Origin of the sequence: Streptomyces sp. NPDC021012 (assembly GCF_044333355.1) — a bacterium.
In the GTDB taxonomy this organism is placed as follows: Bacteria; Actinomycetota; Actinomycetes; order Streptomycetales; family Streptomycetaceae; genus Streptomyces.
In genome coordinates, this window is the sequence record NZ_JBIRQU010000002.1 from 980,249 (window position 1) to 1,006,015 (window position 25,767).

Genomic DNA, 25,767 nt, shown 5'->3' on the forward strand with positions numbered 1-25,767 from the left:
TGGGCAGCGTCAGCGTCCGTCTCGTCGAAGGGGGAACTCACGTGCGCACGACATCCCTGGCCGCTCCACCCGTCCCGCTCAGCGCGCGCCGCCGCTGGACGGTCCTCGCCGTCTGCGCGCTCAGCATGTTCCTGGTGGGCGTCGACGCCACCATCGTCAACGTGGGACTGCCCGAGATAGGCAGGGGCCTCGGCACGGGCACCCGCGGGCTCGAATGGGTCGTCGACGCCTACACGGTGGTGATGGCCAGTCTGCTCATCGTCTCCGGCGCCCTCGCCGACCGCCTGGGACGCCGCCGGGTCTTCCGCCGCGGGCTGCTCGTCTTCGGTCTCGCCTCCGTCGCCTGCGCCCTCGCCCCGTCCCTCGGGGTGCTCGTCGCCGCCCGGGCCGTCCAGGGGATCGGGGCCTCGATGCTGAGTCCGGTGGCGCTGGCGATCGTGGTGGCCGCGATGCCCGACCCGCGTGAGCGGGCCCGCGCGATCGGGGTGTGGGCCTCGGTCTTCGGGCTGAGCATGGCGGCGGGCCCGGTCACCGGCGGGGCGCTCATCGCCGCGTTCGGCTGGCGCGCGGTCTTCTGGTTCAACGTGCCGGTGGTCGTCCTCGCGCTCGTCCTGGTCGCCCTGTTCGTGCCGGAGTCCCGCGGGGAGCGCGCCCGCCGCCTCGACCTGCCCGGTCAGGCGCTCCTCACCGTGCTGCTCTGCCTCACCGTCGGCCTCCTCATCGAGGGGCCCCGCATCGGCTGGTCGTCCCCCGCCGCCCTCGCCGGGTACGCGCTGACCGCGGCGGCCGTCGCCGGCTTCGTCCGGGTCGAGCGGGGGCGCGAGGAGCCCCTGATGGACCTCGGCCTGTTCCGCCGGCCGCCGTTCGTCACGGCGGTGCTCGGCGCGACGGCCGTCTTCGTCGCCCTCAACGTGACCCTGCTGCTCAGCACCCTCTACCTCCAGCACGGCCGTGGCTGGACGCCGCTCGCGAGCGGCGCCGCGACGCTGCCCATGGCGCTCGGGGCGACGCTGTGCGCGCCCTGGTCCGGTGTCCTGGTGGGCCGGGTCGGGCCCCGGCGTCCGCTGCTCCTCGCGGGCGGGTTCACCACCGCCGGCGGTCTGTGCCTGGTGGGCCTGGACGGGGACACGGGCGTACCGCTGATCCTGCTCGCCTTCCTGCTCATCGGCATCGGCTTCGGCTTCGCCAACGCGCCCCTGACCAACACGGCGGTCGGCGGTCTGCCGCCGTCCCGGGCCGGGGTGGCGGGGGCGATCACCTCCACCTCACGCCAGGTCGGCGTGGCGGTCGGCATCGCCGTCGCCGGCGGACTCGTCGCGGGCACCGGCCCCGCCGGTCTCGCCGCCGCGGCCCACCCGGGATGGCTCCTCGTGTCGGCGTGCGGGCTCTTCCTCCTCGTCGTGGCGCGCACGGCGGGGACCCGGCGCTAGGCCGCCTTTCCCCAGTCTTGGACGGACGCTTGACGTCCGTTGTACGGGGGCTTCCCCGCGCGCGGCGAGAGTGGCAGCACCCCGGAACGCACCGGCGTCCGGGGGACGTTCACTCGAAGCAGGAGCCTCTGATGAAGCGCATGCCACGTACCCCCGCCCTCCTCGCCGGCGGTCTCGCCGTCGCCGCCCTCGGCACCTTCGCCGCCGGGGTCGGCGTGGCGCAGGCCGACGGGAAGGACGGCCGGCAGGTCGAGGTCAGGGAGAAGGACAACCGGCGCGCCAAGGCCACCGAGCGGGAGATCGCCGGCCTGTTCGACCGCTGGAACGCGGCGCTGCGCTCCGGCGACCCGGAGCGGGTCACGGACCTGTACGCCGAGGACGCCGTCCTGCTGCCGACCGCCTCCCCGCGGATCCGCACGGACCACGCGGAGATAGCCGACTACTTCGAGCACTTCCTGCAGAAGAAGCCGCGGGGCGAGAAGATCCGTACGGAGATCGACGTCCTCGACTCCGATTCGGCGATCGACGCCGGTCTCTACCGCTTCCACCTCACCGACCCGAAGACCGGTGTCACCAAGCCGGTCGAGGCGCGCTACACCTATGTGTACGAGAAGCGCGGCGGCACGTGGCTGATCGTCAACCACCACTCCTCGGTGCTCCCGGCCGAGGGCTGATCCACCGGGGTCCTTCGGCCGCGGTCCGCAGCCCGATCCGTACGCACAGTCCGCCGCCGGGCGCGTCCCGCAGGGCCACCGCTCCGCCGTCGTCCGTGACCAGCTGCTTGACGATGGCGAGCCCCAGGCCGGAACCGGAGCGGCCGGTCAGCCCCTGGCCGCGCCAGAACCGGTCGAAGGCGCGGGCCTGTTCGGCGGCGGACATGCCGGGGCCCTGGTCGAGGACCTCCAGGACCGCTTCCTCGGGGCCGCCCGCCTCCAGCCGTACGGTGATCGTCCCCCGGTCCGGGGAGACCTCCAGGGCGTTGGAGAGCACGTTGTCGAGGACCTGGTCGAGGTTGCCGGGTCCGGCGAGCACCCGTGGCGGGGCCTCGGTGTCGCCGGTCAGGACGATGGTCACCCCGCGTTCGTCGGCGGCGGGGCGCCAGACCTTCAGCCGTTCCTCGACCAGCTCGCGCAGCGCCAGCGGTTCGGGCGCGGACACCTTGGCCTCGGCCCGGGCGAGCACGAGGAGGCCGCTGACCAGGCGGCTCATCCGTACGACCTCGGCGGTGGCCTGCTCGACGTCCTCGCGGACGAACTCGTCGTCGACGCCGTCGGCGATGTTGTCGAGCGAGAGGCGCAGCGCCGTCAGCGGGGTCCGCAGCTGGTGCGAGGCGTCCGCGACGAAGATGCGCTGCGAGGCGACGAGGGTGTCGAGGCGTTCGGCGCCCTGGTTGAGGGTGCGGGCCAGGGTCTGCGTCTCCTGCGGGCCGGTGACCGGCGAGCGGGCGGTGAGGTCGCCGTCGCCGAACCGGCTGGCCATGTCGTTGAGCTGACGCAGCGGCTTGGTGAGCAGCCGGGCGACGATCGCGCCGAGACCGGCGGCGACCGCGAGCACGCCGACGGCGAGGATCGCCCGGAAGCCCCAGATCCGCCACAGCCGGTCGCTGAGGTCGGCGGTGGCGTACCGGACGCGCACCGCGCCGACGATCCGTTCCGGCTCCCCCGCCTCGCGGCGGGCGTGCACGGGCACGGTGACGACCAGTTCCGGCCCCCACACGAGCCGGGACCCCCAGTCGACGGTGGTCCTGCCCTGTGCCAGCGCCGCGCCGAACGCCGGGTCGTCCGGGTGCGCCGGCAGCGGCAGCGGCGGCAGCGCGCTCCTGCCGTCGGCGGCCACCACCTCGACCGTCCCGGGCGTCTCGTCGGCGTACGCCGCGGACATCCGGGCGAGCGCCTGCCGGGCGGGCGCGTCGCCGTCCCCGAGGAGCAGCGCCATCGTGGTGGCCTCGCGGCGTACGGACTCCTCGGTGTCACCGCGCAGCTGGGCGGTGAGCGTGAACGCGACGGGCACGGTGAAGGCGGCGAGCGCCACCGCGACCAGGGCCACGTAGCTGACGATGAGGCGTCTGATCACAGGCGGTCCACGGGCTCCACGACCAGGCGGAAGCCGACGCCGCGGACCGCCTCGACGGTCACGGCCCCGGCCAGCTTGCGCCGCAGCGCCGCCACGTGGACGTCGAGCGTCTTGGTCGGGCCGAACCAGTTGGCGTCCCAGACGGCTTCCATGATCTGCTCGCGGGACATCAGCGCGCCCGGTTCCTCGGTGAGGAAGGCGAGCAGGTCGTACTCCTTGGGCGTCAGCGCCACCTCGGCGTCGTCCAGCCACACCCGCGCGGCCTTGCGGTCGACGCTCAGCCGGGCGCCGTACCGCTGGGGTCCGGTGGGCTGTTCCGCCGGCCGCACCCTGCGCATCACGGCCCGGATCCGGGCGATGACCTCGCGGACCCCGAAGGGCTTGGAGACGTAGTCGTCGGCGCCGATCTCCAGGCCGACGACCCGGTCGGTCTCGTCGCTGCGGGCGCTGATCACGATGATCGGCACGTCACCGCGCCGCCGCAGGGCCCGGCAGACGTCGAGTCCGTCGGTGTCGGGCAGGCCGAGGTCGAGCAGGACCAGGTCGTACGGGGTCGTGACGGCGAGCCCCGCCGTCCCCGTGGTGACCCACTCCACCTCGAATCCGTAGCGCAGCAGGCCGCGCCGCAGGGACTCCGCGACCGGCTCGTCGTCTTCCACAAGGAGTACACGCACGGGGAAACCCTAATTCGGGTTCCGTACACCCGTTCACCACCGGGGAGCGGCCGTCAGATGCCGGGCCCGTAGCCCGGGTCGGGACCCTGACGGGGCTGCCACCAGGTCGCGAGGCCCCACAGCGCGAGTCCGGCGGCGGCCGCGCAGACGAGCGCCGCCGCCCACGGCCGGAGCCACCGGGTGGCCGCCGCCCAGACCAGCGGAGGGCCGACGAGACCGGTGAAGAGGATCAGCGGCAGGTCGACGAGGATCACGCCCCAGTCCCGGGCGTGGCTCTCGAAGCCGCCGTCGATGCTGTACGCGGCCCGGGGCAGCGCGAAGGCGCCCGCGACCACGACGCCGACGACGGCGAGCAGACAGCCGACGGCGCTCACCGCCAGGTCCCGCGATTCCTGTGACGGGTTCTCGCTCATGCCCGGGACGGACGCCGGGCGGCGCCGCCCGGTTCCGGGTCCTGGGGCCTGTCCGCCCCTTCGCGTCGGATCGGGCCGGGTCGTCCGGTGCGTGCGATCGGCATGCGGCGAGCGTGCGGGCTGGACCCGACGGGAAGGGACGGACAGGCCCTAGTGCCGGGTCAGGGTGATCGCGGTCAGCGCCAGTCCCTCGCGGACGAGCCAGCGGCCGGTGAAGTGGTTCCGCCGGGTGTCGCCGATCACCGGGCCGGGGACGAGGAGCCGGGCGGTGAACGTGCCCGAGGCCGCGTCCCCGGGGGCCTGCTCGAAGTCGACCGACGCCTCGTCGAATCCGAGCTCGCTCCGGGTCAGCGGGTACCAGGTCTTGAAGACGCTCTCCTTGGCGCTGAACAGCAGCCGGTCCCAGGGGACGTCCGGCGCGCGGTCCGCCAGCGTCCGCAGCCGGCTGCGTTCCTCGGGCAGGGACACGCGGTTCAGGACCCCTTCGGGCAGGGGGGCGGCCGGTTCCGCGTCGATGCCGAGGGACAGCACGTCCGTGGTCCTGGCCAGGGCGGCGGCCCGGTATCCCGCGCAGTGGGTCATGCTTCCGGCCACCCCGTGCGGCCATTGCGGCTCCCGGCGCGGGCCCGGCACGAGGGGCGTCTCGGGCAGGCCGAGGCCGCGCAGCGCGAGCCGCGCGCACAGCCGTACGGTGGCGAACTCGCGCTGCCGTCCGACGACGGCGCGCGCGACGGCGGCGGCCTCCTCGGGGAAGAGCGTGACGGGCTCGGTGTCGTCGCGCCGCCAGGCGGAGACGACGGCGTCCGGAAGCAGTTCCGCGATCATCCGGCGCGCTCCCCGTCCTCTGCGGCGACCCGGTGCCGCGCGCTCGGCGCGGGGGGCGGGGCGATCCAGTACCGGCGCTTCGTGCCGTACTCGCTCGTCCGGACGTCCTCCAGGACGCCGCCGCCCAGCTCGATCGTCCGCGCGGAGCCCGGGTTGTCCTCGTCGCAGGTGACGAGGACGCGGTCCAGGCCCAGGTCGCGGGCCCGGAGCAGGAGCTGTCCCAGGGCCCGGGTCGCCACGCCCCGGCGGCGGGCGGACGGCCGGACGCTGTAGCCGATGTGGCCGCCGGCCTCGTGGAGGAAGTCGTTGAGCGAGTGCCGCAGCTCGGCGGCGCCGAGGCAGGTGTCGCCGTCGACGATCCACCGGTACGTGGCGTGGACCCGGCCCGGGGCGGCGGGCACCGTGGTGTCGCCCTGCTCGCGCAGCCGCGCCGCCCAGGCGGCGAAGACCTCCGGCCGGTCGAGGCCGGTCTCGGGGGCGAGCCGCAGCCCCGCCCCGTCCTGCCGCGCGCCGGCGGGCCATTCGGCGTACGCCTCCGTCCAGGCCGCATGCAGGCGGGCGGTGGGAGTGATCAGTTCGAGCATGGATGCGACAGTACCGGCCCCGTCCGGCGGACTCGGCGGTCCGCCCGCACGATCCCGCGCGCACCAGCGGGACTCAACCGCGCGCGTCCCGGAGCGCCGTGCGGACCGACCAGACCACCGAGACCAGCGGGACCGCGACCACCGCGCCCACGACGCCGGCGGCGATCGAACCGGCGGTCACCGAGATGGCCACCACCAGCGGGTGGAGCCGCACGGCCCAGCTCATGACGAGGGGGTGCAGCAGATGCCCCTCGATCTGGCCGATGACGACGATCAGGGCGATGACGATGCCCGCGATGAGCGGGCCCTTCGCGGCGAGGGCCACGACGGCGGCGATCGCGAGGGCGATCGGCGAGCCGATCAGCGGGACGAAGGCGGCCAGGAACTCCAGGAGGGCGAGCGGCACGGCGAGCGGGACCCCGAGGATCCAGAGGGCGAGGCCGACGAGCACCGCGTTCACGGCGGCGACCAGGACGATGCCGTGCGTGTAGCCGGTGAAGGTGCTCCAGGCCGCCCGCCCGCCGATGCCCACGCGGTCGCGCACCGACGCCGGCAGCTGGTCCTGGAACCAGGCCCACTGGCGGTCCCCGGAGTGGATGAAGAAGACCGCGCTGAACAGGCCGAGGGCCAGCGCGGTGAGGACGGCGACCAGCTGGCCGGCGCCGCTCACCGCCTCGCTGAGCAGGGCCGAACGGTGGCTGGAGAGGAACTGCCCGATCTTCTCCTGCACTCCGGAGAGCGCGTCCGGGTCGAGCCGGAACGGCGGCCGCTCCAGCCAGTGCTCGATCCGTCCGACGCCGTCCTTGAACTCGCGTACGAGCCCCGTCCACTCCCCGGCGACCGCCTCGCCGACCAGCGCGAACACCCCGAGGACGAGCGCGATGCCGCCGAGCAGGGTGAGGGCGACCGCCGCCGAGCGGGGCAGCACCCGGGCGGCCAGGTCGGCGACGGGCCGGAGCAGCGCGGTGATCACCAGGCCGAGGAAGACGGCCACGCCGATCTCGTGGAAGCGCCCGAGCACGGCGAACAGGCCGTAGACGAGGAGGCCGACGACGAGCAGCCGCCACGCGTAGGCGGCGGCCGTACGGAGGAAGGGGCTGACCGTCGGGGGTGTGCCTGGCTGCATGGCCATCGACGTACCACCGCCGGATCGCCGGGCCACGCCCCGGGCACCGGATTCGCCCGACCCGGTCGCGGCATTCGGCCGTCCGGGGCGCGCGGGGGGGCTTTGCGGAACGTCGGCCTGTCGTCAGGAACGCAGCGGAGATCAGGATCACAGCGGAGATGCGGTGAAGGCCGGGGGGCGGTGCCGTGCCCGTGGGCAGAATGGGCCCCTCGATCCGGCGTCTTCACTCTCGGGGGAACGTGACGTGTCCAGAGTCAACCGGTGGTGCCTCGTCCTGGCCGTGGCCGCGCCCCTCGCGCTCGCGGGATGCAGCAGCGAGCCGCCGCCGCTGGAGTTCGGCGCGGCGAAGCCCTCGGGCCCGAAGCTGGACGCGCGGCCGGCCGCGAACAGCGCGCTGCCGCTCGCTCAGTGGCCGAACGCCTGCGAGGTGCTGAGCGACACGGAGATCCGGTCGATCCTTCCGCAGGCGACCGGCTTCGCGCGGGAGCCGGTGAAGGTCACGATCATCGACTTCAACCCGTTGTCCGAGTCCGATCCCGGCACGACCGGTGACGTCCCGGCGGGCGGCTGCGAGTTCAGGTTCGGGCTGCCGTCCGAGTACGAGAGCGAGCACAACAGCAGCATCAAGGTCACCTTCACGGCCGTCGCCGATCCGGCGCTCGTCGGGCGGCACTACGCCGAGGACCTCGCCGACGCGCGCAAGCGGGCGGGCGAGGGCGCGTACAAGAAGGAGTTCCGGGACCTCGGCACCTCGCTCGGCACCGACGGCTGCTTCCTGCCGGACGTCTCCGACGGGCCCACCTGCCACCAGGGCCCGTACCAGTTCGAGGTGAGCGGCATGTCCACCGCGGACGGCGTCGGCGAGTACCCGCGGTCGAAGCGGAACTGGACCGAGAAGGTCCTCACCGAGGTCGTCCGGACGCTGGGCCCCCGCATGCGATGACCGTGACCGGGTGCGTACCGGCGAACGCCGCGACGGCCGCCCGTCCTGGGTCGGTCCACTCCCGGACCCGCAGGCCCTCCTGACCGCCCGCCTTGAACCGGGCCTCGCCGCGCACCCAGAGGCGGAGCAGGGCCGCCTCCGGGTCCGGGCCGGCCTCCGCCTCCCGCAGCTCGGACGCGGTCAGGAGCCGGCGCAGGACGGGAAGGGGGCCGGGCCTGCGCGCGGCGGGCTCCACGTCGACGCCGACCGGGCCGGGGCCGACGGCCGCCGCCGCCAGACCGTCGGCGTGGCTCAGGCTGACGCCGAGTCCGGGGTGGCGGCTCACGTACGGGCGGCCGTGCCCGTACCGTCGGCATCCGTCGCAGAACTGGTCCGGGCCGCAGGCGTGCGGCGGGAGCCCGGTGAACCGGGAGACGCACAGCCGGACGAGGAGGCGGGCGGCCAGCACGTCGTCGCGGCGGCGCGGCACCCGGATCCGGTCGAGCCGTCGCCGCTCCCAGGGCGCGAGCAGGCCCTCGTGCAGTCCGGGGTGGTCCAGGACCTCCCCGGTGGTCGCCACCACGGCCAGCGCGGGCGAGGGGTCACGTGGCGGCACTCAGGAAGCGCTCCTGGACGCGCCCGATGGTGCGGAAGTCGTCGATGGTGACCTCCTGGAGGTCGATGGAGCTGCCGGACAGCTCCTCCAGGAGGTCGATGAACTCCAGGAAGTCCATGGAGTCGATGAGCCGGGCCTCGATGAGGTCCTCGTCCACGTCGATGGGGCCGTCGAGGCCGGGGTTCTTCTCGTGGAGCCACGCGGCGATGGGATCCATGGGGGCGCTCCTTGCTGTGCCGGGGTACGGGGTCGGGGAGGTCGGGAGGAGGGGTCAGGCGCGCGCGTCGCGCAGCCGGTCGAGGGCCCGCTCGGGGGTGCCGTGGGCGAGGACCATCGCATGCACCCAGCGTTCGACGCCGAAGGCGACGCAGGCGCTGTAGGCGGGGCCTTCGGAGCCCGCGCGGATGTCGAGGCGCTCGCCGAAGAAGTTGCGGTGCCGGTTCACGGAGGCGATGGCGGTGCCGTCGGGGGCGCTGAACTCGTGCTTGACGGGGTCGAGCGCCATGAGCCGGGCGCGGGAGCCGCCCTTGTCGTAGAAGGGGTCGTCGGCCACGGCGCGGTCGAGCCCCAGGCCGAGGCGTCCGGCCAGTTCCTGGATGAACTCGGCGCCGTGTTCCAGGTGCTCGAGGGAGCCCTGCTTGGTGCCGAGGTAGAGGACCTCGCGCATGTGGAAGCCCCACAGGCGGCGCAGCCCGTCGTAGTGGGTCTCGTTGCGGAAGCAGCGGCCGGCCGCGGAGAGCCGCAGTCCGCCCTCGCCGACGTCCCGGCCCTCCAGGGAGAGCAGCAGGCCGTAGCAGGTGGCGGAGGGCAGGAGGTGGCCGGTCGGCCGGAGCGGCAGTTCGCCCGGGGCCTCTCCGGCGGCGAGGCCGTCGAGCGCCTCGGGGGCGAACCGTCCGGCGGAGACGCCGAGATGGGGGAAGTTGCGGAAGAAGTCGAGGCGCGCGAGGCCTTCGACGGAGAGCAGCGGCGGGCCCACCACCTCGGGGGCGGAGAGGCGCGCGGCCAGTCCGGTGAGCAGTTCGTCGAGGCCGTGCAGCAGGGCGGTGTGGACCGGGTCCAGCGTGATCAGGCCGGGACCGGGGCTCTTGAGGCCGCCGTCGGGCAGGACGGCGATGCCGGGTGTGCTCATGGAAAAGCTCCCTCTGGGCGTGGGCGAACAGTCACGGCGTGGGGTCCTCGTCGACCGCGGCACGGCGGAGAAGCCGCCTGACGCTCCATCAGGGGCGGGACTGCGCATGGCGACCCTAAGCCAGCCCGTCGATGGTTGTCTAGACCAAAGCCGTCGCCCTGACGAGTCGCCTGTGCCGACAACTCGACACGCCGATCGAACACTTGACAGAAGAGATGGTCTAAACCAATTCTTCTGAACGACGTGGCCGACTGACCTCCGGCCACCGCCTCTGGAGGAACCCATGACGACACCCGCTCCGCCCCGCCGCGCCCGCCGCCCCCATCTGCACCGGGCGGCCTCCGACCTGCCGTACTTCAGCGCGGACGGGGAGTCGTACCTCGCGCAGACCACCCTGCGGGAGCTGCGGAAGTCCCGGCCGCTGCGGGTGCTCTCCGAGGAGGACTTCGCCCACTGGCAGACGTACGGCTACGTCGTCGTCCGCGAGGCGATCCCGGCGGAGGCGGCGCGGCGCCTGCTCGACTTCGCCTGGGACTTCCAGGGCCTCGACCCCGACCGGCCGGACAGCTGGTACGAGGACCGGCCGTTCCGCTCCAAGCTGGACCAGCAGCTGCACGTGTACGGCTTCGTGGAGGCGTACCACCACCAGCTGCTCTGGGACAGCCGCCAGTCCCAGCGGGTGTACGACGCCTTCGTGGACGTGTGGGACTGCGAGGAGCTGTGGGTCACCCAGGACCGGCTCAACCTCAACCCGCCCAATGTGCGCAACCGCGACCGCGCCCTGATCGAACCCACCGACCGGGGCTTCGACATCGACCTGCACTGGGACATCGACACCACCCTCGGCGTGCCCCCGCAGCGGGTGCAGGGGATCATCGCGCTCAACGACACGAGCCCGGAGTCCGGCGGCTTCCAGTGCTGCCCCGAGCTCTTCCGCCGGTTCGAGGAGTGGAAGCTCGGCCAGCCCGCCGACCGCGACCCCGTCCGCCCGGCCGTGGACCGCGCGGAGTTCCCCGTCGTCCGGCCCGATCTGCGCCCCGGCGACCTGCTGATCTGGAACGGCCTCCTCGCCCACGGCGTGGCCCGCAACACCTCGGCGGACCAGGTACGGGCGGTCCAGTACCTGTCGATGATGCCGGCCCTGGAGGAGCACGCGAAGCTGCGGAAGTCCCGGGTCGAGTCCTGGCGGCACCTGCGCACCCCGCGCTGGAACCGCACCCTGGTCGGCGACCCCGTCCTGCACGAGTCCAAGCGCTACCCCACGGCCGTCCTGAACGAGCTCGGGAGCCGTCTGCTCGGCCTCACCTCCTGGCACGACACGGGCGAGGCCACCGACGAGGTCGCGGTCGCGGGCAGGGGCTCCGGCGAGGGAGCGGGCGAGGAGTCGGCGTGCGCCGTGTCTGCCTGACCCTGCCCACCCACCGCGCCTGCCCCGGGACGATCCGGGCCGTCGCGGAGGAAGCCGCCCACGGCGCCCGGCACTTCGGCGTCGAGGTGCACCTGCTGATCCTGGACTCCTCCGCTCCCCCGGTCCTCGCCGAGCACCGGGGGACGGTGGCCGCGCTGCCCCGCGTCCCCGGCGTGACCGTCCACCACCTCGACGAGGCCGCGCAGCGCTCCTTCCTGCGCGAGACGATCGTCCGCTCCGGCGCCCCCGAGCCGGAGCGGCTGCTCGGCCTGATGCTGCCGTCCCGCGTCTCGTACGGCGCCTGCACCAACCGCGCCTTCCTGTTCGCGGAGGCGCTCGGCTGCGCGTCGACGCACCGCAGGGACTCCGACAGCCGCTACCAGCACCTGGACGGGGAGCCCGTCTTCCCCCTGCACCACGAGCTCACCGCGCTGGGCCGGCCGGCCGCCGAGGTGGCGGGGCTCGTGTCCCGGAGCAGGATCGACCCGGCGTCCGCGCACCGGCCGGTGGCTCTGGTCGGCGGCTCCTTCGTCGGTGAGATGTCCGTGGACGTCGAGGAGATCCACCGGCTCGACCCGCTCGTCTACGAGGACGTCATCGGCCTGTCCGTCCCCGACGGCTATCCGGAGATCTGGCGCGGGAACCTCATCGCCGAGGCGTTCCGGGGCGCCGGGACCGCCGCGTTCACCGGTGACCTGACCACGCTCACCACCGTCAGCCCCACGCGCGTCGACATGTGCAACATCGCCCTCGCCCGCGAGGTGTACGGCCGGGTGCCGCTGCCGCCCGCCACCGACACCATCGGCAGCGACTACTTCCTGCTCCACCTGGTCCACGACGCCCGGCTGCCCGGCGTGCTGCACAACCGGCACATCGTCAACTTCCACACCGGCGAACGGCGTTCCGACAGCGGCTTCCTCGACTACCAGCTGAGGTTCGCCAAGTTCCTGCTCTCGGCCCCGCACCTCCACTCCGTGTACGCGGGGACCAGGGCGGCCGGCGATTCGCTGCTCGACACCGGGGGCGGGCTCCGCGCCTCCGCCGTCGCCGCCCTCGTCCGGGAGAGCACGCGCCTCGATCCGCTGGAGAGCGCCGAGCGCCTCGACGTCGTCGACCGCTCCTACCGCAAGCTCGGCGGCCGCTACGCCGAGGCGGCCGACTTCCTGGCCGCCCGCCGCGAGCGGCTCGTCGACGAAGTCCGGGAGGACATGGCGGAGTTCGCCCTCCTGATCGACAGCTGGGCGGACCTCGTCCACGAGGCCGCTTCGGGGGGCGTCGCATGACTCACACGACTCACATGACGAAGACGTACACGGTCACCGTCCGCCACGAGGGCGGCGAGACGCGCCGGGGCCCCGTCACGATGGGCCAGGCCAACATGATCCGCTGCATGCTGCGGGACGAGCCCGAGCACATCAACATCCACGCCGTGTGGCCCGTCCCCGGGGGAACCACGACGGAGTCGGCGATCGACGCGCTGCGCGCCCTGGTGGTGCGGCACGAGGCGCTGCGCACGACCTTCCCGCACGCGCCGGGAGAGGTGCCGCGCGAGCAGGTCGTGTCGTCCGAGGGGGAGTTCACGGTCACGGTCCTCGACCACGAGGAGCTTCCCCCCGAGGGGTACGCCGAGGACGTGGCCCGCCGGGCCCGTGTCGACCGCTTCCACCTGGACCGGGACTTCGGCCTGAGGATCTCCCTTATCGCCGTGGAGGGCGTGCCGCTGTCCGTCGCCCTGGCGGCCAGCCACGCCGTGACGGACATCAGCGCCCTCTCCGTCCTGGAGGAGGACTGGCTCGATCTGCTCGCCGGCCGGACGCTCCCCGCCGTGACGGCCTTCACGCCGCTCGACCTCGCCGCCGAGGAGGCGACCCCGGGCGGGCTCCGCAAGGCCGAGGCGTCCCTGCGGCACTGGGAGCGGATCATCCGCACCGGCCCGCAGGCGATGTTCGCGGAGCCGGGCGCCGTGGGCACCGAGGTCGAGGCGGAGCAGCTGACGCTCCGCTCGACGCGCGGCGCGCGGGCGCTCGCCCTCGTGGCCGAGCGCACGGGCGGCCTGCCGTCCACGGTGCTCCTGACGGCCTGGTGCGCGCTGCTCGCGCACCGCACCGGCCAGTCCTCCTGCGTGGCCGCCGTGCCGACCTCCAACCGGTTCCTGCCCCGGCTCGCCCGCTCGGTGAACACCGTGTCCCAGGACGCGCTGCTCTCCCTCGACGTGCGGGTGCCCTCCTTCGACGCGCTCCTGCGCGCGGCGTGGGGAGCGGCGCTCAACGCCTACCGGCACAGCCGGTTCGACGCGGCCCGCCTCTGGGAGATGATCGACGCCGTCACGTACGAGCGCGGCAGCCGCTTCGCGCGCGACGTCGTCTTCAACGACGTCAGCGCCCTCCCCACGGGATCCACGGAGGACTCCGACGGGCCCGGACTCGACGTGGTCCGGGGGCCGGCGCAGGTGCTGCCGGCCCGTGTGCTGACCTTCGTCCACGAGACGGCGCCCGTGCTCCGGCTCGGCCTGTGGGTCGATCCCGCGCTGTTCGCGCCGGACGAGGCCGAGGGCTTCCTCACCGGTCTCGTACGCCTCCTGGAGGCGGCCGCGACCGGGGACGTGCCGCTGGCGGAGCTCACCGGGGTGACGGGCGTCCGGCCGGTCGAGCGCGGTGGGAACTGGCGCCGGGTGGACGGCTCGTGGGTGTCGCCGCCCGAGGTGGCGGACCTCCTGAGCCGGGCGCTGGGAGGCGTACCCGTACACGTCGCGCCGGAGGGTCCGGACGAGGAGGGCCTCACGGCCTTCCTCGCCTGCGGCGGCTCCCCGTTCACCCCGGCCCAGGCGCATGCGGCGCTGATGGAGGCCCTCCCGGGCCACCCCGGCGTGCTGGCCCCGCGCCGGTACGTGATCGTGCGGGACGCACCGGCCGGGGCGGACCGCACCGGCGCGTGGCTCCGGCAGCCGATTCTCATGGAAGGGGCCGGCCGGGGCCGGCGGGTGTGACATGACGACGAACCATGACGTGACCGTGGAGCGGGAGGAGGACTCCCTTCCCAGCCCGTGGCGTTCGCATCGCTTCCGGCTGTTCTTCGCCGCCCGCAGCACCTCGCTCCTCGCCGACGGCATGCTGATGGTCTCGCTCACGACCGCCGTGCTCGGCGCGGGGTACGGGGCGGCGGGCGTGGGCTACGCGCTGGCCGCGTGGATGACGCCGATCGTCCTGCTCGTGCTGTTCGGCGGCGTGCTCGCCGACCGGTTCACCCCGCAGGTGATGATGGTCGGCGCCGACGTGGTGCGGATGGCGGCCATGCTGGCGCTCGCGGTGCTGCTCGCCGCCGGCGACATGCGGCTGTGGCACATGATGGCGCTGCTCGCGCTCAGCGGCGCCGCGACCGCCATGTTCCAGCCGGGTCTGGCGAGTCTGGTGCCCCGGGTCGCCGAGGACATCCAGCGGGCCAACGCGCTGCTCCGGATCTCGGAGTCGATCTGCACCCTGCTCGGCCCCGGTGTCTCCGGCCTGCTCGTGGCGTACTGGAACGTCGCCGGGTCCTTCGTGGTCATCGCGGCCGCGTACGCGTGCAGCGCGCTCGGCCTGGCGCCGCTGCGGAAGCTCTGCACGGCCCGGGACGAGAGCGACGAGCCGATGCTGCGGCGACTCGCCACCGGATGGCACGAGTTCCGGTCCCGTTCCTGGCTGTGGGGGGTCATCGCCGTCTGGGCGGTCTACGGGCTGTTCGTCTTCGGCCCGGCCCTGCCGCTCGGCGCGGCCCTGCTCACCGAGCAGCACGGCGCCGGCGGCTACGGCTGGATCGCCTCCGCCGACGGCGCCGGCACGATCGTCGGCGGACTGCTCGGCATGAGGGTCCGGCCGCGCCGTCCGCTCGTCGCGGGCGCGTGCGCCATGTTCTTCTTCTCCCTCAACCCCCTGGCGCCCGCCCTCGGCTGGTCGTTCACCGTCACCGCGCTCACCGGTGTCGTGGCCGGCTGCGGCTTCGCCTTCTGGGGCGTCATGTGGGCGACGAGCGTCCAGACCCACATCCCCCTCGCCGTCATGAGCCGCGTCTCCGCCTACGACGTCGCCGGATCGATCATGGTCATCCCCCTGGGCCGCGCCCTGTCCGGCCCGGCCGCCGACAGCCTGGGCGCCGACCGCGTCCTGCTCTTCTCCTCGGCCGTGGGTCTCGTCCTGATCGCCGTCATGCTCTCCGTGCCGGCCGTCCGGGCGCTGCGCCGGGCGCCGGGGTAGGGGCACCGGGACGGACGGCGGGCTCAGGGAGCGCCGAGCGCCATCGCGAGGGCCACCACGGCGAGCAGCCCGAGGTACGCGCACGCGTGGAGGCGGTCCGGGATCCGGGGCGGGCGGCGGCGCAGGACGGCGATGACCGGCAGGGCTCCGAGGAGCAGGGCCCCCGCCGCGTACGGGTCGACCAGACCGACCAGGCCTGTCCCGGGGCCGGTCGCGAGGGCGGCCGGGGGCGGGGAGGCGGCGAGGGAGACCGCGACGGCGGGGAGGGCGACGGCGAGGGTGAGCGGGTTCGCCAGCGCGGTCGCGACCTTCATGGGGTGACCGGCCCGGCGCATCGCGGGGACGGTCATCACGCTGCCGCCGACCCCGAGGAAGGCGGCGACCGCGCCGATCGGGGCGCCGGCCGCGGCCGGCAGGCCCCGCACCGGCGCGGTGCCCGTCCCGCTCGCGGTGCGCAGGAAGCCGGGCCGGAGCAGCAGGTCGAGGGCGGTCAGGGCGATGTACGCGACGAACGCCCAGCGGGCCAGGGCCGGCGGGGCGAAGCGGGAGGCGTACGCCCCGGCGCAGGCGCCCGCCGCGAGCAGGGGCAGCAGGGCGCCGCTGCCGCGCAGGGCGAGGAGCACGGGCCGTGGGGTGACGGCGGTGGCGAAGGCGGCGCTCACGACCATCACGAGGGCCGAGGTGGCGGTGGCCACCGGCAGGGCCGCCGTGCCGAGGGCGGCGTCCGCCCACACCACGACGGGGACCGCCACGAACCCGCCGCCGAACCCGAACAGGACGGTCGTCGCCCCGGTGAGGAGCCCGATCGCCATCAGCGTCACCATGTCCATGGGGCAAGACCATCAGGTCGCCGGGGGTTCCCGCATGCGATGGCCGGTCGTCTTCCTTCGCGTCCCGGCCAGTACGGTGGGCCGGTGAGGAACATCCCGCTGGACGACGTCGACCACCTCGACCGGGCGGTCCTGCCGATCGGCACCGACTATCCGGCCGGGCGGGTCCTGGACTGGCACGAGCACCGGCGGGCGCAGTTCCTCTACGGGGCCACGGGCGTCATGGTCGTCGACACCGCCGACGGGACGTGGACGGTCCCGCCCGAGCGGGCCGTCCTGATCCCGGCCGCCACCCCGCACCGGGTCCGGATGCTGGGCGTGAGCACGTGCAGCCTGTACGTGGAACCGGGCGCCGTCCCGTGGTGGCCGGCGCGCTGCACGGTCGTGGACGTGCCGCCGCTGCTGCGCGAACTGCTGCTCGCGGCCGTCGAGTTCCCGGCCGACTACGGCCCCTCGGGACGGGAGGGCGCCGTCGCGACGCTGCTGCTGCACGAGATCGCCGCGCGCTCCCCGCTCCCGTTCCACGTCGCGCTCCCCGCCTCCGGGGACCTCGCGGCGCTGTGCCGGGAGTACCTGGCCGCCCCGGACGCCGCGGTCACCAACACCGAATGGGCGGCCAGGTCCGCGCTGAGCGAGCGGGCGTTCACCCGGCGCTTCCGCGCGGAGACGGGCGAGAGCCCCGCCGTCTGGCGCTCCCGCGCCCGGCTCCTCGCGGCCGTGCCCCTGCTGCGTACGGCCACGGTCAGCGAGGTCTCCGGCCGCCTCGGGTACGCCTCCCCCGCCGCGTTCACGGCCGCGTTCACCCGCTCCTTCGGCACACCGCCGTCCCGCTTCACGGCGGGCCGGGGCTGAGGCCTCCGGCCGGGCGGCGCTCCAGAAGATCCCGCCGCGTCAGAAGACGTCGCCGAGCAGGTCGAAGAACCAGCTCGTCAGGACCGCCAGCAGGACCGCGACACCGAGGAGCACCACGGTGCCCCAGGAGCAGCCGCCTCCGGACCCCACGTGGTGCTCGTCCTCGCCGCCCACCTCGACGTCGAACAGGTCCATGCCCTACCCCCCGCATCGTGACGCGCGGAGCCCCCCGGCGCCGCCGGAACCACTGTCACACGCCGGGCGGCGGCCGGGGGCCCGGTCCCGTACTCAGGCGCCCGGGTACGGATACTCAGCCCGGCGGGGCGGCCCGTGTCGTGGGAGCGGGCCCGGCTTCCGTACGATTCCCCCCGTTGCCACTCTTACGTCTGAAGGAGATCCCCATGGCCCAGGTCACGCTGAAGGGCAGCCCCGTGCAGGTCAACGGCGCTCTGCCGGCCCCCGGCAGCCAGGCCCCCGACTTCACGCTCGTCGCCGAGGGGCTGGCGGACAAGTCGCTGAAGGACTTCGCCGGCCTGCGCAAGGTCCTCAACATCTTCCCGAGCGTCGACACCCCGACGTGCGCCTCCTCCGTCCGCGCCTTCAACGAGAAGGCCGGACAGCTGGACAACACGGTCGTCCTCTGCATCTCCGCCGACCTGCCCTTCGCGCAGGCCCGCTTCTGCGGCGCCGAGGGCCTGGAGAACGTCAAGAACCTCTCGACGCTCCGCGGCCGCGAGTTCCACACCAACTACGGCGTGGAGATCGCGGACGGCCCGCTGGCCGGTCTGACCGCCCGCGCCGTCGTCGTCCTCGACGAGAACGACACGGTGCTGCACGCGCAGCTCGTGGGCGAGATCGCCGACGAGCCGAGCTACGACGAGGCGCTCGCCGTCCTGAAGTAGTCAGCTGCCCGACAGGGCACCGAGGAGCCCTCCACCGTCGCCGGTGGAGGGCTCCTCCTCGTTCTCCGGGGCTCAGGCGCAGCCCGGGCAGAGCCCCCGGTACGTCACGTCCGCCTTCGAGACCGTGAAGCCGAAGCGCTCCTCGGGCGGCAGGACGGCGAGCGGGTCCCCCGTCGGGTGGACGTCGCGGATGATCCCGCAGTTCGAGCAGACCAGGTGCTGGTGCGGGCGGCGCGCGTTCGGGTCGTAGCGCTTGGCCCGTCCGTCCGTGGAGAGCTCGACGACCTCCCCCAGGGCGACCAGCTCGCCGAGGGTGTTGTAGACCGTCGCCCGGGCGATCTCCGGGAGGCGTTCCACCGCGCGCGCGTGGACCTCGTCCGCCGTGAGGTGCACATGGTCCCCGGCCAGGACCTCGGCGACGACCCGGCGCTGGGACGTCATCCGCCAGCCACGCGCGCGCAGTCGCTCCAGCAGATCGCTCATGTCTCACCTCATCGTCATCGTCAATCGGGCAAAATTGGCGTTGTTCTTGACTTGGACTTCGTCCATCGTAGGATCGGTTTCGTAAATGGCCAAGGGACAGGAAGACTCCAGCACGGCGGGAGAAGCACACGTGAGACCCGCGCCAGGCCCGTCCGCCGAACGCACTTCCTGAGCACTGTGATCCGCCAGGTCCGGAAGGATTCCCATGTCTGAGAACCACGAAGCAATCGTCACCGACGCGAAGGCGGAGGGCCAGGGCGGCTGTCCGGTCGCGCACGGCCGCGCTGCCCATCCCACCCAAGGCGGTGGCAACAGCCAGTGGTGGCCGAACCGGCTGAACCTGAAGATCCTCGCCAAGAACCCGGCCGTGGCCAACCCGCTCGGTGAGGACTTCGACTACGCGCAGGCCTTCGAGAGCCTCGACCTGGCCGCCGTGAAGCAGGACATCGCCGAGGTGCTGACCACCTCGCAGGACTGGTGGCCCGCCGACTTCGGCCACTACGGCCCGTTCATGATCCGGATGGCCTGGCACAGCGCCGGCACCTACCGCATCAGCGACGGCCGCGGCGGCGCCGGCGCCGGCCAGCAGCGTTTCGCGCCGCTGAACAGCTGGCCGGACAACGGCAACCTGGACAAGGCGCGCCGTCTGCTGTGGCCGGTGAAGAAGAAGTACGGCCAGAACATCTCCTGGGCCGACCTCATGATCCTCGCGGGCAACGTCGCCCTGGAGTCGATGGGCTTCGAGACCTTCGGCTTCGCCGGCGGCCGCGCGGACGTGTGGGAGCCCGACGAGGACGTCTACTGGGGCCCGGAGACCACCTGGCTCGGCGACGAGCGCTACACCGGCGACCGCGAGCTGGAGAACCCGCTCGGCGCGGTGCAGATGGGCCTCATCTACGTCAACCCGGAGGGCCCCAACGCCAACCCGGACCCGGTCGCCGCGGCGCGTGACATCCGCGAGACCTTCCGCCGGATGGCGATGAACGACGAGGAGACCGTCGCCCTCATCGCGGGCGGCCACACCTTCGGCAAGACCCACGGCGCCGGCCCGGCGGACCACGTGGGCGCGGACCCGGAGGCCGCCTCCCTGGAGGACCAGGGCCTCGGCTGGAAGAGCACCTTCCGCTCCGGCAAGGGCCCCGACGCCATCACCTCCGGCCTGGAGGTCACCTGGACCACCACGCCGACCCAGTGGGGCAACGGCTTCTTCAAGAACCTCTTCGAGTACGAGTACGAGCTGACGAAGAGCCCGGCGGGCGCCCACCAGTGGGTCGCCAAGAACGCCGAGGCGATCATCCCGGACGCGTACGACCCGGAGAAGAAGCACCTCCCGACGATGCTCACCACCGACCTGTCGCTGCGCTTCGACCCGGTCTACGAGCAGATCTCGCGCCGCTTCTACGAGAACCCGGACCAGTTCGCGGACGCCTTCGCCCGCGCCTGGTACAAGCTCACCCACCGCGACATGGGTCCGGTCGTGCGCTACCTCGGCTCCGAGGTCCCGTCCGAGGTGCTGCTGTGGCAGGACCCGCTGCCGGCGCGCACCGGCGAGCTCGTCGACGCCGCGGACATCGCCTCCCTCAAGGAGAAGATCCTCGGCTCGGACCTCACGGTCACCCAGCTGGTCTCCGCCGCCTGGGCCGCCGCCTCCTCCTTCCGCGGCAGCGACAAGCGCGGTGGCGCCAACGGCGGCCGCATCCGCCTGGAGCCGCAGCGCAACTGGGAGGTCAACAACCCGGACGAGCTGGCCCAGGTGCTGCGCGTCCTGGAGGGCGTCCAGGAGTCCTTCAACTCCGCGCAGAGCGACGGCAAGCACGTCTCCCTCGCCGACCTCGTCGTCCTCGCGGGCGTCGCCGCGGTCGAGAAGGCGGCCGCCGACGCGGGCCACCCCGTCGAGGTGCCGTTCACCCCGGGCCGCGTGGACGCCACCCAGGAGCAGACGGACGTCGAGTCCTTCGCCGCCCTGGAGCCGACCGCGGACGGCTTCCGCAACTACCTGGGCAAGGGCAACCGCCTCCCGGCCGAGTACCTGCTCATCGACCGGGCGAACCTGCTCACCCTGAGCGCGCCCGAGCTGACGGTCCTCGTCGGCGGCCTGCGCGTCCTGGGCGTCACGCAGCCGCAGACCTCGCTCGGTGTCCTCACCGAGACCCCGGGCAAGCTGACGAACGACTTCTTCGCCAACCTGCTCGACCTGGGCACGGAGTGGAAGTCCACCTCCGCCGACCAGACCACGTTCGAGGGCCGTGACACGGCCACCGGCGCGGTCAAGTGGACGGGTAGCCGCGCCGACCTGGTCTTCGGCTCCAACAGCGAACTGCGCGCGCTGGCCGAGGTGTACGCGAGCGACGACGCGAAGGAGAAGTTCGTCAAGGACTTCGTGTCGGCGTGGGACAAGGTCATGAACCTGGACCGGTTCGACATCGCCTGATCCTCGCCGCTGGTTCCCAGCGCGACTCCGGGGCCGGCCCGGGTGGCTTTCACGCCACCCGGGCCGGCCCTTTCGCGCCGAAACCCGTCCCCTGACACCGTCCTGACGCCGCGTGGGACAACCGAAGGGGGTCCGTCACCGTCCTCACGACACGAGAGGGGCGGCGGGAGGGCCGGGAATCCGGCCTCCTCCCGGCGCCCCGACGAGACCGATCGTGAGGAAGACCGCTTTGATACGTGTCACACGCGGCGTGACCACCGCCGTGGCATTGCTCGCCCTGACGGCGGCGGCGCCCTGGCCGGCGTCCGCCCAGCCTTCACCCGGATCACCGTCGGCGGCCCCGGGGGACCGCTTCGACGGTGTCCTCCTCCCCGAGGGCTGGCGGATCACCGGGGACGGTACGGGCAGGCAGCTGGTCTGGACGTCGCCCGAGCGCGTGCCCGTGGGCGACGCCCGGGTCGAGTTCCGTTCCGGGGACCGGCTCCTCGGCCATCCGCTGCCCCGGCCCGACGGCCGCTCCTACGCCCTGCCCCTCGACGGCGTCCGGCTCGACGGGGGCGCGGAGCTGCGGGTGACGGCCGGCGGACGGAGGCTCGACGCGGCGGGACGCGCCGGCGCCGCCACCGAACGCCCCCTCGCCCCCGCCGCCGTGAACCCGGCCCCGCTGCCCGCGAACCCGGTCGACCCCGGAGTGCCGGGCCGCTACCGGACCGTCGGCGGCGAGTACGCCCTGCGCTCCGTGCGCCTGCCCGGCCTTCCGCAGCCCGTCGAGATGCGCGCCACGGTCGTCGGCCCCGCCGACGCCCCGGGGAAGCGGCCGGTGACCCTCTTCCTGCACGGCCGCCACGCCACCTGCTACACCCCGGGCACGGAGGACGTCCGGCTCGCCTGGCCGTGCCCGGCGGGCACCCGCCCGATACCCAGCGAGCAGGGATACCTGCGCGCCCAGCGGCTCCTGGCCTCCCAGGGGTACGTGACGGTGTCCATCGCCGCGAACGGCGTCAACGGCCAGGACGGGGACATCGAGGACGCCGGCGCCCAGGCCCGCTCCTCCCTGGTCCGGCTGCACCTCGCCCGCTGGGCCGACTGGGCCGCGAACCGGGCCTCCGCCCCCGCCGCCGTACGGAAGACCGCGCCCGCCGACCTCTCGCGGGTGCTCCTCGTCGGGCACTCCCGGGGCGGCGAGGGCGTCAACCGGGCCGCGCTCGACAGCCTGAACCCGCCGCCCGCCGCCCAGGACGGCTACCGGGGCCCCGTACGGTGGAAGATCCGCGGCAACGTCCTGATCGGGCCCACGGTGTTCGGCCAGAACCCGGTCCCCGACGTGCCGTCCACGACCATCCTGCCGGGCTGCGACGGCGACGTGTCCGACCTCCAGGGCCAGATCTACGTCGACGGCACCCGAGGGGTCGGCAAGGGCGCCGCCCTCCACAGCGCGGCCTATGTGATCGGCGCCAACCACAACTTCTTCAACAGCGAGTGGACTCCGGGGCAGGCGAAGGCGCCGGCCATCGACGACTTCTCCTCCGAGGACGGGACCGACCCGGTCTGCTCCCCCGGCACGGCGACCCGTCTGACGGCCACGCAGCAGCAGGCCGTCGGCGCCACCTACATCGCGGCCTCCGCCCGGCTGTTCGTCGGCGGCGACGACGCGGTCCGGCCGCTGCTCGACGGCACCGGCCGCCGCGCCCCCTCGGCGGGCCCGGCGCGGGTCCTCACCCACGCCGTCGGCGCCCGCCGCACACCGGCGTTCCTGCCGGGCTCCTCGGTCACCGTCTCCGGCGGCGGCCGGCTCTGCGCCCAGGTCGACCCCGACGCCGCCCGCGCCTGCCTGTCGCCCGAGGAGGGCTGGTCGCCGCACTTCGCGTACTGGGAGACGGCCTCCGAACCGGGTCGTGACGCCGTCGCGTTGAAGTGGACGGGCACGGGAGCCCGGGTCACGGTCCGCCCGTCCCGGCCGGTCTCCCTCGCCGGCGCCCAGTCCCTGGCGCTGCGCGTGATCGTCCCGCCCAACAGCACCGGCACCGCGCTGGACGTCGCCGTCACCGACGGCTCCGGCCGCCGCGCCCAGCTGGGCCGCGTCCGCGTCGACGGACTGCCGGGCAGCCCGCGCACCGCCGCGTACTGGAGCCGCGAGGTCCGCGTACCGCTGTCCGCCGCGACCCGCGCGGGCCTCGACCTCAAGCGGATCGGCGCGCTCGAACTGACCCCGCGCGGCGGCGCCGGCCGCGCCTGGCTCATGGACGCCTGGGGCTGGCGCCCCGGCACCCCGGCGGTGAACCCTGCGCCGCTCACGCGCGTCGACGTCGGCCGCCTGACGGTCGCGGAGGGCGACTCCGGGGTCCGCACCTACCGGGTGCCGGTGACGGTCTCCGGCCGGGGCAGCGGGCAGGTCCGCCTGTTCGTCCCCGTACCGGGCACCGACCGGGTCACGTCCCGCACGGTGACCGTGCGGCCGGGACGCCACGACATCGACGTACCGGTCGAGGTGCGGGGCAACACGCGCTACGGCTACGACGTGCGGTACGACGCCTTCGTCAAGGCGGTGCGCGGCACCGTGGTCGGAGCGCACCGGGGCGGCGTGACCGCGCGGAACGACGACACCATGCCCGCGATGCGCCTGACGCCCGTCGCGGACGACGTGACCGAGGGCTCGGCCCTGAGGTGGCGGGTGACGCTCTCCGAGCTGGCCGACGTCGAGATCTCGGGCGGGATCCTCCTCAAGCCGGTCACCGACGGCCAGGAGCTGTCCACCAAGGACGTGGACCCGGCCTGGCTGGAGGCGAACTTCGGGGAGAAGCCGGATCCCGCGAGGCCGCTGTCCGCGACGGTCGAGGGCGACACGAGCCTGTGGCTCTCCGTCCCCGCCGGGCAGACGACGGCGGAGGTGAGCGTCCCCACCGTCCGCGACGGGGCCGCCGAGCCGACCGAGTCCCTCCGGGCCGCGCTCTTCACGTACGACGAGTCCTGGGAGCGGGTCCCGGGCCCGGAGTTCACGGGCAGGGTGCGGGACGCGGCGTGAGCTGACACCACCTGCGCCACACCATGGCGCCACATGACACCACTCGGTGCCATGTGGCGCCATTTCGCGTCTACGCAGGTCAGAGTGGGTGTCAAGCAAAGACACCCCTTGCATCTCGCCTTGAGGCTTGCATATGGCGCCATAGTGGTGCCATCATGACGTCATGGACCTCACCCCGTATGTCGACACCCTCCGCCGCGAGCTCGCGGTGGCCGCCGAAGCCGGTGGCGAAGAGGCGCGCGAGCTGGCCGAGCGGCTCACCGCTCCCCTGGAGTCGGCCGCCCGGCTGACCATGCTCAACGTGCTCTCCGCCGCGACGGACGAGATCACCCGTGAGCTCGCGCCCGGTTCGGTCGACGTACGGCTCCGGGGCCTCGACCCCGACTTCGTGGTGACGCCGCCGCCCACCGGCGGCGCCCCCGCGGAGCCGGACGCCACCACCGAACCCCTCCCGGCCCCGGCTCCCGCCGAGGGCGACGAGGGCGGCACCGCCCGCGTCAACCTGCGCCTGCCGGCCCACCTCAAGACCCGCGCCGAGGAGGCCGCGGCCCGCGAGGGCCTGTCGGTCAACGCCTGGCTGGTACGGGCCGTGTCGGCGGCGGTCGGCCCCTCCCGGCCGCGCACGCCGGAGAAGTCCCAGAGCACCGGACAGAGCATCACGGGCTGGGTGCGCTGACCGCGTCCCACCCTCACCGCACTTCACCCGCACCACTTCACCCACACCGCGTCCCACCTGCGGGGACGACCTGAAGACCCAAGAGGACGGGACAGCCATGCCTTCTTTCGACACGCCCGCACCGATCTCGGTCACCGCCTACGTCTACGCCGGCTCCCTCCAGTTCACCGCGAGCGACCGTCCCGACACCGTCGTCGAGGTACGGCCCCGCAACCCCAAGAAGGACCTGGACGTACGGGCGGCCGACCAGACCGAGGTCACCCACGCCGGCGGCGTCCTGACCATCACCACCCCCAAGGCCAACCTGCTGGGGCGCGGCGGAACGGTCGACGTGACGGTGGAACTGCCCACCGGGTCGCGGATCGACATGACCGGCGCCGCGGCCACCCTGATCGGCGAGGGACGGCTCGGCGAGGTCCGCGCGAAGACCACGGCCGGTGACGTCCGCCTCGACACCACCGGCCCCCTGCACCTGAACGCGTCGCACGGCCACACCACCGTGGAACGGGTCGAGGGCGCGGCCGAGATCACCAGCAGCAGCGGCAACCTGCGCATCGGCCTCATCGACGGCCCCGCCGTCCTGAAGAACTCGAACGGCGCCACGACCGTCGACACCGTGACCGGCGAACTGCGCGTCAGCGGCGCCAACGGCAGCATCGACATCGCGCACGCCGAGTCGTCGGTCACCGGCACCGCCACCAACGGCGCCCTCCGCATCTCCGAGGTCTCCCGCGGTGAGGTCCGGCTGGAGACCTCCAACGGCTCCATCGAGATCGGCATCCGCTCGGGCACCGCCGCCTGGCTGGACGTCACCTCCCAGCGCGGGCACGTACGCAACACCCTCACCGCCTCCGAGGCCCCGGAGGAGACCGAGGAGACCGTCAAGGTCCGCGCGCGGACCAACTGGGGCAACATCGACATCCGCCGCGCCAAGGCCTGAGCACCACCTCCGCTCCCCAGCCCCCTCATCCCTCATCCCTTCCTCAGGAGGGCCTCATGCCTACTTCTGTCATGCCCATGCCCACAATCAAGCCCTCGGCCATCGCGGCGAGCGGGCTGCGCAAGTCCTACGGCGACAAGACCGTCCTGGACGGCATCGACCTCACCGTCCCCGAAGGCACGGTCTTCGCCCTCCTCGGCCC

25 protein-coding genes and 1 pseudogene are annotated in these 25,767 nt (G+C 73.7%); 14 read left to right on the plus strand and 12 right to left on the minus strand.

What is annotated here, in order from left to right; translation table 11 throughout:
- Positions 1–41 precede the first annotated feature (41 nt).
- Together ACH4TP_RS09620 and ACH4TP_RS09625 are read left to right on the plus strand one after the other, a co-directional pair.
- On the plus strand, positions 42–1,430 hold the full coding sequence (locus ACH4TP_RS09620) for an MFS transporter (protein WP_398436804.1): 1,389 nt from the start codon (positions 42–44) through the stop codon (positions 1,428–1,430).
- Between the two features lie 131 nt (positions 1,431–1,561).
- Positions 1,562–2,104, plus strand: coding sequence for an SgcJ/EcaC family oxidoreductase (locus tag ACH4TP_RS09625; RefSeq protein ID WP_398436806.1), 543 nt, complete (start codon positions 1,562–1,564; stop codon positions 2,102–2,104).
- Here the strand turns inward: ACH4TP_RS09625 and ACH4TP_RS09630 are convergent.
- From ACH4TP_RS09630 to ACH4TP_RS09655, 6 genes are all read right to left on the minus strand, one after another.
- Positions 2,067–3,503 carry a sensor histidine kinase gene (locus tag ACH4TP_RS09630; RefSeq protein ID WP_398436808.1) on the minus strand — a complete coding sequence of 479 codons (1,437 nt, stop codon included), beginning with the start codon at positions 3,501–3,503 and terminating at the stop codon, positions 2,067–2,069. The genes ACH4TP_RS09625 and ACH4TP_RS09630 overlap by 38 nt on opposite strands.
- On the minus strand, positions 3,500–4,177 hold the full coding sequence (locus ACH4TP_RS09635; protein WP_398436810.1) for a response regulator transcription factor: 678 nt from the start codon (positions 4,175–4,177) through the stop codon (positions 3,500–3,502). Before ACH4TP_RS09635 ends, ACH4TP_RS09630 begins: the two co-directional genes overlap by 4 nt.
- 53 nt (positions 4,178–4,230) lie before the next feature.
- On the minus strand, positions 4,231–4,590 hold the full coding sequence (locus ACH4TP_RS09640) for a hypothetical protein (RefSeq protein ID WP_389224330.1): 360 nt from the start codon (positions 4,588–4,590) through the stop codon (positions 4,231–4,233).
- A gap of 150 nt (positions 4,591–4,740) precedes the next feature.
- On the minus strand, positions 4,741–5,415 hold the full coding sequence (locus tag ACH4TP_RS09645; RefSeq protein ID WP_389224327.1) for a 4'-phosphopantetheinyl transferase: 675 nt from the start codon (positions 5,413–5,415) through the stop codon (positions 4,741–4,743).
- The gene (locus ACH4TP_RS09650) at positions 5,412–5,999 is read right to left on the minus strand and encodes a GNAT family N-acetyltransferase (protein ID WP_398436812.1); all 588 of its coding nucleotides are present in this window, start codon (positions 5,997–5,999) and stop codon (positions 5,412–5,414) included. Before ACH4TP_RS09650 ends, ACH4TP_RS09645 begins: the two co-directional genes overlap by 4 nt.
- Positions 6,000–6,072: 73 nt before the next feature.
- Entirely contained in the window at positions 6,073–7,125 is a 1,053-nt protein-coding gene (locus ACH4TP_RS09655) for an AI-2E family transporter (protein ID WP_398192304.1), read from the minus strand.
- A 244-nt stretch (positions 7,126–7,369) separates the two neighbouring features.
- Between ACH4TP_RS09655 and ACH4TP_RS09660 the strand changes: the two genes are divergently transcribed.
- A complete protein-coding gene (locus ACH4TP_RS09660; RefSeq protein WP_398436813.1) occupies positions 7,370–8,068 on the plus strand; it encodes a hypothetical protein in 699 nt (232 codons plus the stop codon).
- On the opposite strand, the gene ACH4TP_RS09665 is transcribed toward ACH4TP_RS09660, so the two are convergent.
- From ACH4TP_RS09665 to ACH4TP_RS09675, 3 genes are read right to left on the minus strand one after another with little or no spacing between them, the layout of a single operon-like run.
- The gene (locus tag ACH4TP_RS09665; protein WP_398436814.1) at positions 8,028–8,663 is read right to left on the minus strand and encodes a 4'-phosphopantetheinyl transferase family protein; all 636 of its coding nucleotides are present in this window, start codon (positions 8,661–8,663) and stop codon (positions 8,028–8,030) included. The genes ACH4TP_RS09660 and ACH4TP_RS09665 overlap by 41 nt on opposite strands.
- Positions 8,650–8,880 carry an acyl carrier protein gene (locus tag ACH4TP_RS09670; RefSeq protein ID WP_389224316.1) on the minus strand — a complete coding sequence of 77 codons (231 nt, stop codon included), beginning with the start codon at positions 8,878–8,880 and terminating at the stop codon, positions 8,650–8,652. The genes ACH4TP_RS09665 and ACH4TP_RS09670 overlap by 14 nt, the downstream gene beginning before the upstream one ends.
- 54 nt (positions 8,881–8,934) lie before the next feature.
- Positions 8,935–9,792: a hypothetical protein gene (locus ACH4TP_RS09675; RefSeq protein WP_398192239.1), complete on the minus strand. Its 858-nt coding sequence runs from the start codon at positions 9,790–9,792 to the stop codon at positions 8,935–8,937.
- Between the two features lie 283 nt (positions 9,793–10,075).
- Between ACH4TP_RS09675 and ACH4TP_RS09680 the strand changes: the two genes are divergently transcribed.
- From ACH4TP_RS09680 to ACH4TP_RS09695, 4 genes are read left to right on the plus strand one after another with little or no spacing between them, the layout of a single operon-like run.
- The gene (locus ACH4TP_RS09680; protein ID WP_398436817.1) at positions 10,076–11,200 is read left to right on the plus strand and encodes a phytanoyl-CoA dioxygenase family protein; all 1,125 of its coding nucleotides are present in this window, start codon (positions 10,076–10,078) and stop codon (positions 11,198–11,200) included.
- A complete protein-coding gene (locus ACH4TP_RS09685; protein WP_398436818.1) occupies positions 11,182–12,483 on the plus strand; it encodes a DUF6271 family protein in 1,302 nt (433 codons plus the stop codon). Before ACH4TP_RS09680 ends, ACH4TP_RS09685 begins: the two co-directional genes overlap by 19 nt.
- Positions 12,480–14,186, plus strand: a complete 1,707-nt coding sequence (locus ACH4TP_RS09690; RefSeq protein ID WP_398436820.1) for a condensation domain-containing protein — start codon at positions 12,480–12,482, stop codon at positions 14,184–14,186. The genes ACH4TP_RS09685 and ACH4TP_RS09690 overlap by 4 nt, the downstream gene beginning before the upstream one ends.
- Before the next feature lies 1 nt (position 14,187).
- Complete coding sequence (locus tag ACH4TP_RS09695) at positions 14,188–15,429, plus strand: MFS transporter (RefSeq protein WP_398192231.1); 1,242 nt, start codon at positions 14,188–14,190, stop codon at positions 15,427–15,429.
- Between the two features lie 23 nt (positions 15,430–15,452).
- On the opposite strand, the gene ACH4TP_RS09700 is transcribed toward ACH4TP_RS09695, so the two are convergent.
- The gene (locus ACH4TP_RS09700) at positions 15,453–16,259 is read right to left on the minus strand and encodes a TSUP family transporter (protein WP_398436822.1); all 807 of its coding nucleotides are present in this window, start codon (positions 16,257–16,259) and stop codon (positions 15,453–15,455) included.
- Between the two features lie 84 nt (positions 16,260–16,343).
- Here ACH4TP_RS09700 and ACH4TP_RS09705 point away from each other — a divergent pair, with 84 nt between their 5' ends.
- Positions 16,344–17,111, plus strand: a complete 768-nt coding sequence (locus tag ACH4TP_RS09705) for an AraC family transcriptional regulator (RefSeq protein WP_398436824.1) — start codon at positions 16,344–16,346, stop codon at positions 17,109–17,111.
- Positions 17,112–17,150: 39 nt separating this feature from the next.
- Here ACH4TP_RS09705 and ACH4TP_RS09710 read toward each other — a convergent pair whose 3' ends face one another.
- Positions 17,151–17,306, minus strand: a complete 156-nt coding sequence (locus tag ACH4TP_RS09710; RefSeq protein WP_398436826.1) for a hypothetical protein — start codon at positions 17,304–17,306, stop codon at positions 17,151–17,153.
- Positions 17,307–17,512: 206 nt separating this feature from the next.
- Between ACH4TP_RS09710 and tpx the strand changes: the two genes are divergently transcribed.
- Positions 17,513–18,013 (plus strand): thiol peroxidase, encoded by a 501-nt coding sequence (gene tpx / locus ACH4TP_RS09715; RefSeq protein ID WP_389224293.1) that lies wholly within the window; start codon positions 17,513–17,515, stop codon positions 18,011–18,013.
- 72 nt (positions 18,014–18,085) lie between these two features.
- Here the strand turns inward: tpx and ACH4TP_RS09720 are convergent, their stop codons facing one another.
- On the minus strand, positions 18,086–18,496 hold the full coding sequence (locus ACH4TP_RS09720; protein ID WP_389224289.1) for a Fur family transcriptional regulator: 411 nt from the start codon (positions 18,494–18,496) through the stop codon (positions 18,086–18,088).
- A 205-nt stretch (positions 18,497–18,701) separates the two neighbouring features.
- On the opposite strand from ACH4TP_RS09720, the gene katG reads away from it, so the two are divergent.
- The 5 genes and pseudogenes from katG to ACH4TP_RS09745 form a co-directional block, all read left to right on the plus strand.
- Positions 18,702–20,927, plus strand: coding sequence for a catalase/peroxidase HPI (gene katG, locus ACH4TP_RS09725; RefSeq protein ID WP_398436829.1), 2,226 nt, complete (start codon positions 18,702–18,704; stop codon positions 20,925–20,927).
- 229 nt (positions 20,928–21,156) lie between these two features.
- Positions 21,157–23,949, plus strand: coding sequence for a hypothetical protein (locus tag ACH4TP_RS09730; RefSeq protein WP_398436831.1), 2,793 nt, complete (start codon positions 21,157–21,159; stop codon positions 23,947–23,949).
- Positions 23,950–24,112: 163 nt separating this feature from the next.
- Entirely contained in the window at positions 24,113–24,625 is a 513-nt protein-coding gene (locus ACH4TP_RS09735) for a toxin-antitoxin system HicB family antitoxin (protein ID WP_398436833.1), read from the plus strand.
- Positions 24,626–24,722: 97 nt separating this feature from the next.
- Positions 24,723–25,565, plus strand: a complete 843-nt coding sequence (locus ACH4TP_RS09740; RefSeq protein WP_398436834.1) for a DUF4097 family beta strand repeat-containing protein — start codon at positions 24,723–24,725, stop codon at positions 25,563–25,565.
- 56 nt (positions 25,566–25,621) lie between these two features.
- Positions 25,622–25,767, plus strand: a pseudogene (locus ACH4TP_RS09745) (ABC transporter); the annotation flags it as partial.

What these genes read in the sequence shown, in the direction of transcription:
- ACH4TP_RS09740 (WP_398436834.1), top strand. Translation starts at nt 24,723, where the DNA reads ATGCCTTCTTTCGACACGCCCGCACCGATCTCGGTCACCGCCTACGTC.
- ACH4TP_RS09690 (WP_398436820.1), top strand. Translation starts at nt 12,480, where the DNA reads ATGACTCACACGACTCACATGACGAAGACGTACACGGTCACCGTCCGC.
- katG (WP_398436829.1), top strand. Translation starts at nt 18,702, where the DNA reads ATGTCTGAGAACCACGAAGCAATCGTCACCGACGCGAAGGCGGAGGGC.
- ACH4TP_RS09695 (WP_398192231.1), top strand. Translation starts at nt 14,188, where the DNA reads ATGACGACGAACCATGACGTGACCGTGGAGCGGGAGGAGGACTCCCTT.
- ACH4TP_RS09645 (WP_389224327.1), bottom strand. Translation starts at nt 5,415, where the DNA reads ATGATCGCGGAACTGCTTCCGGACGCCGTCGTCTCCGCCTGGCGGCGC.
- ACH4TP_RS09670 (WP_389224316.1), bottom strand. Translation starts at nt 8,880, where the DNA reads ATGGATCCCATCGCCGCGTGGCTCCACGAGAAGAACCCCGGCCTCGAC.
- ACH4TP_RS09710 (WP_398436826.1), bottom strand. Translation starts at nt 17,306, where the DNA reads ATGGACCTGTTCGACGTCGAGGTGGGCGGCGAGGACGAGCACCACGTG.
- ACH4TP_RS09700 (WP_398436822.1), bottom strand. Translation starts at nt 16,259, where the DNA reads ATGGACATGGTGACGCTGATGGCGATCGGGCTCCTCACCGGGGCGACG.
- tpx (WP_389224293.1), top strand. Translation starts at nt 17,513, where the DNA reads ATGGCCCAGGTCACGCTGAAGGGCAGCCCCGTGCAGGTCAACGGCGCT.
- ACH4TP_RS09655 (WP_398192304.1), bottom strand. Translation starts at nt 7,125, where the DNA reads ATGCAGCCAGGCACACCCCCGACGGTCAGCCCCTTCCTCCGTACGGCC.
- ACH4TP_RS09680 (WP_398436817.1), top strand. Translation starts at nt 10,076, where the DNA reads ATGACGACACCCGCTCCGCCCCGCCGCGCCCGCCGCCCCCATCTGCAC.
- ACH4TP_RS09675 (WP_398192239.1), bottom strand. Translation starts at nt 9,792, where the DNA reads ATGAGCACACCCGGCATCGCCGTCCTGCCCGACGGCGGCCTCAAGAGC.
- ACH4TP_RS09625 (WP_398436806.1), top strand. Translation starts at nt 1,562, where the DNA reads ATGAAGCGCATGCCACGTACCCCCGCCCTCCTCGCCGGCGGTCTCGCC.
- ACH4TP_RS09650 (WP_398436812.1), bottom strand. Translation starts at nt 5,999, where the DNA reads ATGCTCGAACTGATCACTCCCACCGCCCGCCTGCATGCGGCCTGGACG.
- ACH4TP_RS09720 (WP_389224289.1), bottom strand. Translation starts at nt 18,496, where the DNA reads ATGAGCGATCTGCTGGAGCGACTGCGCGCGCGTGGCTGGCGGATGACG.
- ACH4TP_RS09735 (WP_398436833.1), top strand. Translation starts at nt 24,113, where the DNA reads ATGGACCTCACCCCGTATGTCGACACCCTCCGCCGCGAGCTCGCGGTG.
- ACH4TP_RS09640 (WP_389224330.1), bottom strand. Translation starts at nt 4,590, where the DNA reads ATGAGCGAGAACCCGTCACAGGAATCGCGGGACCTGGCGGTGAGCGCC.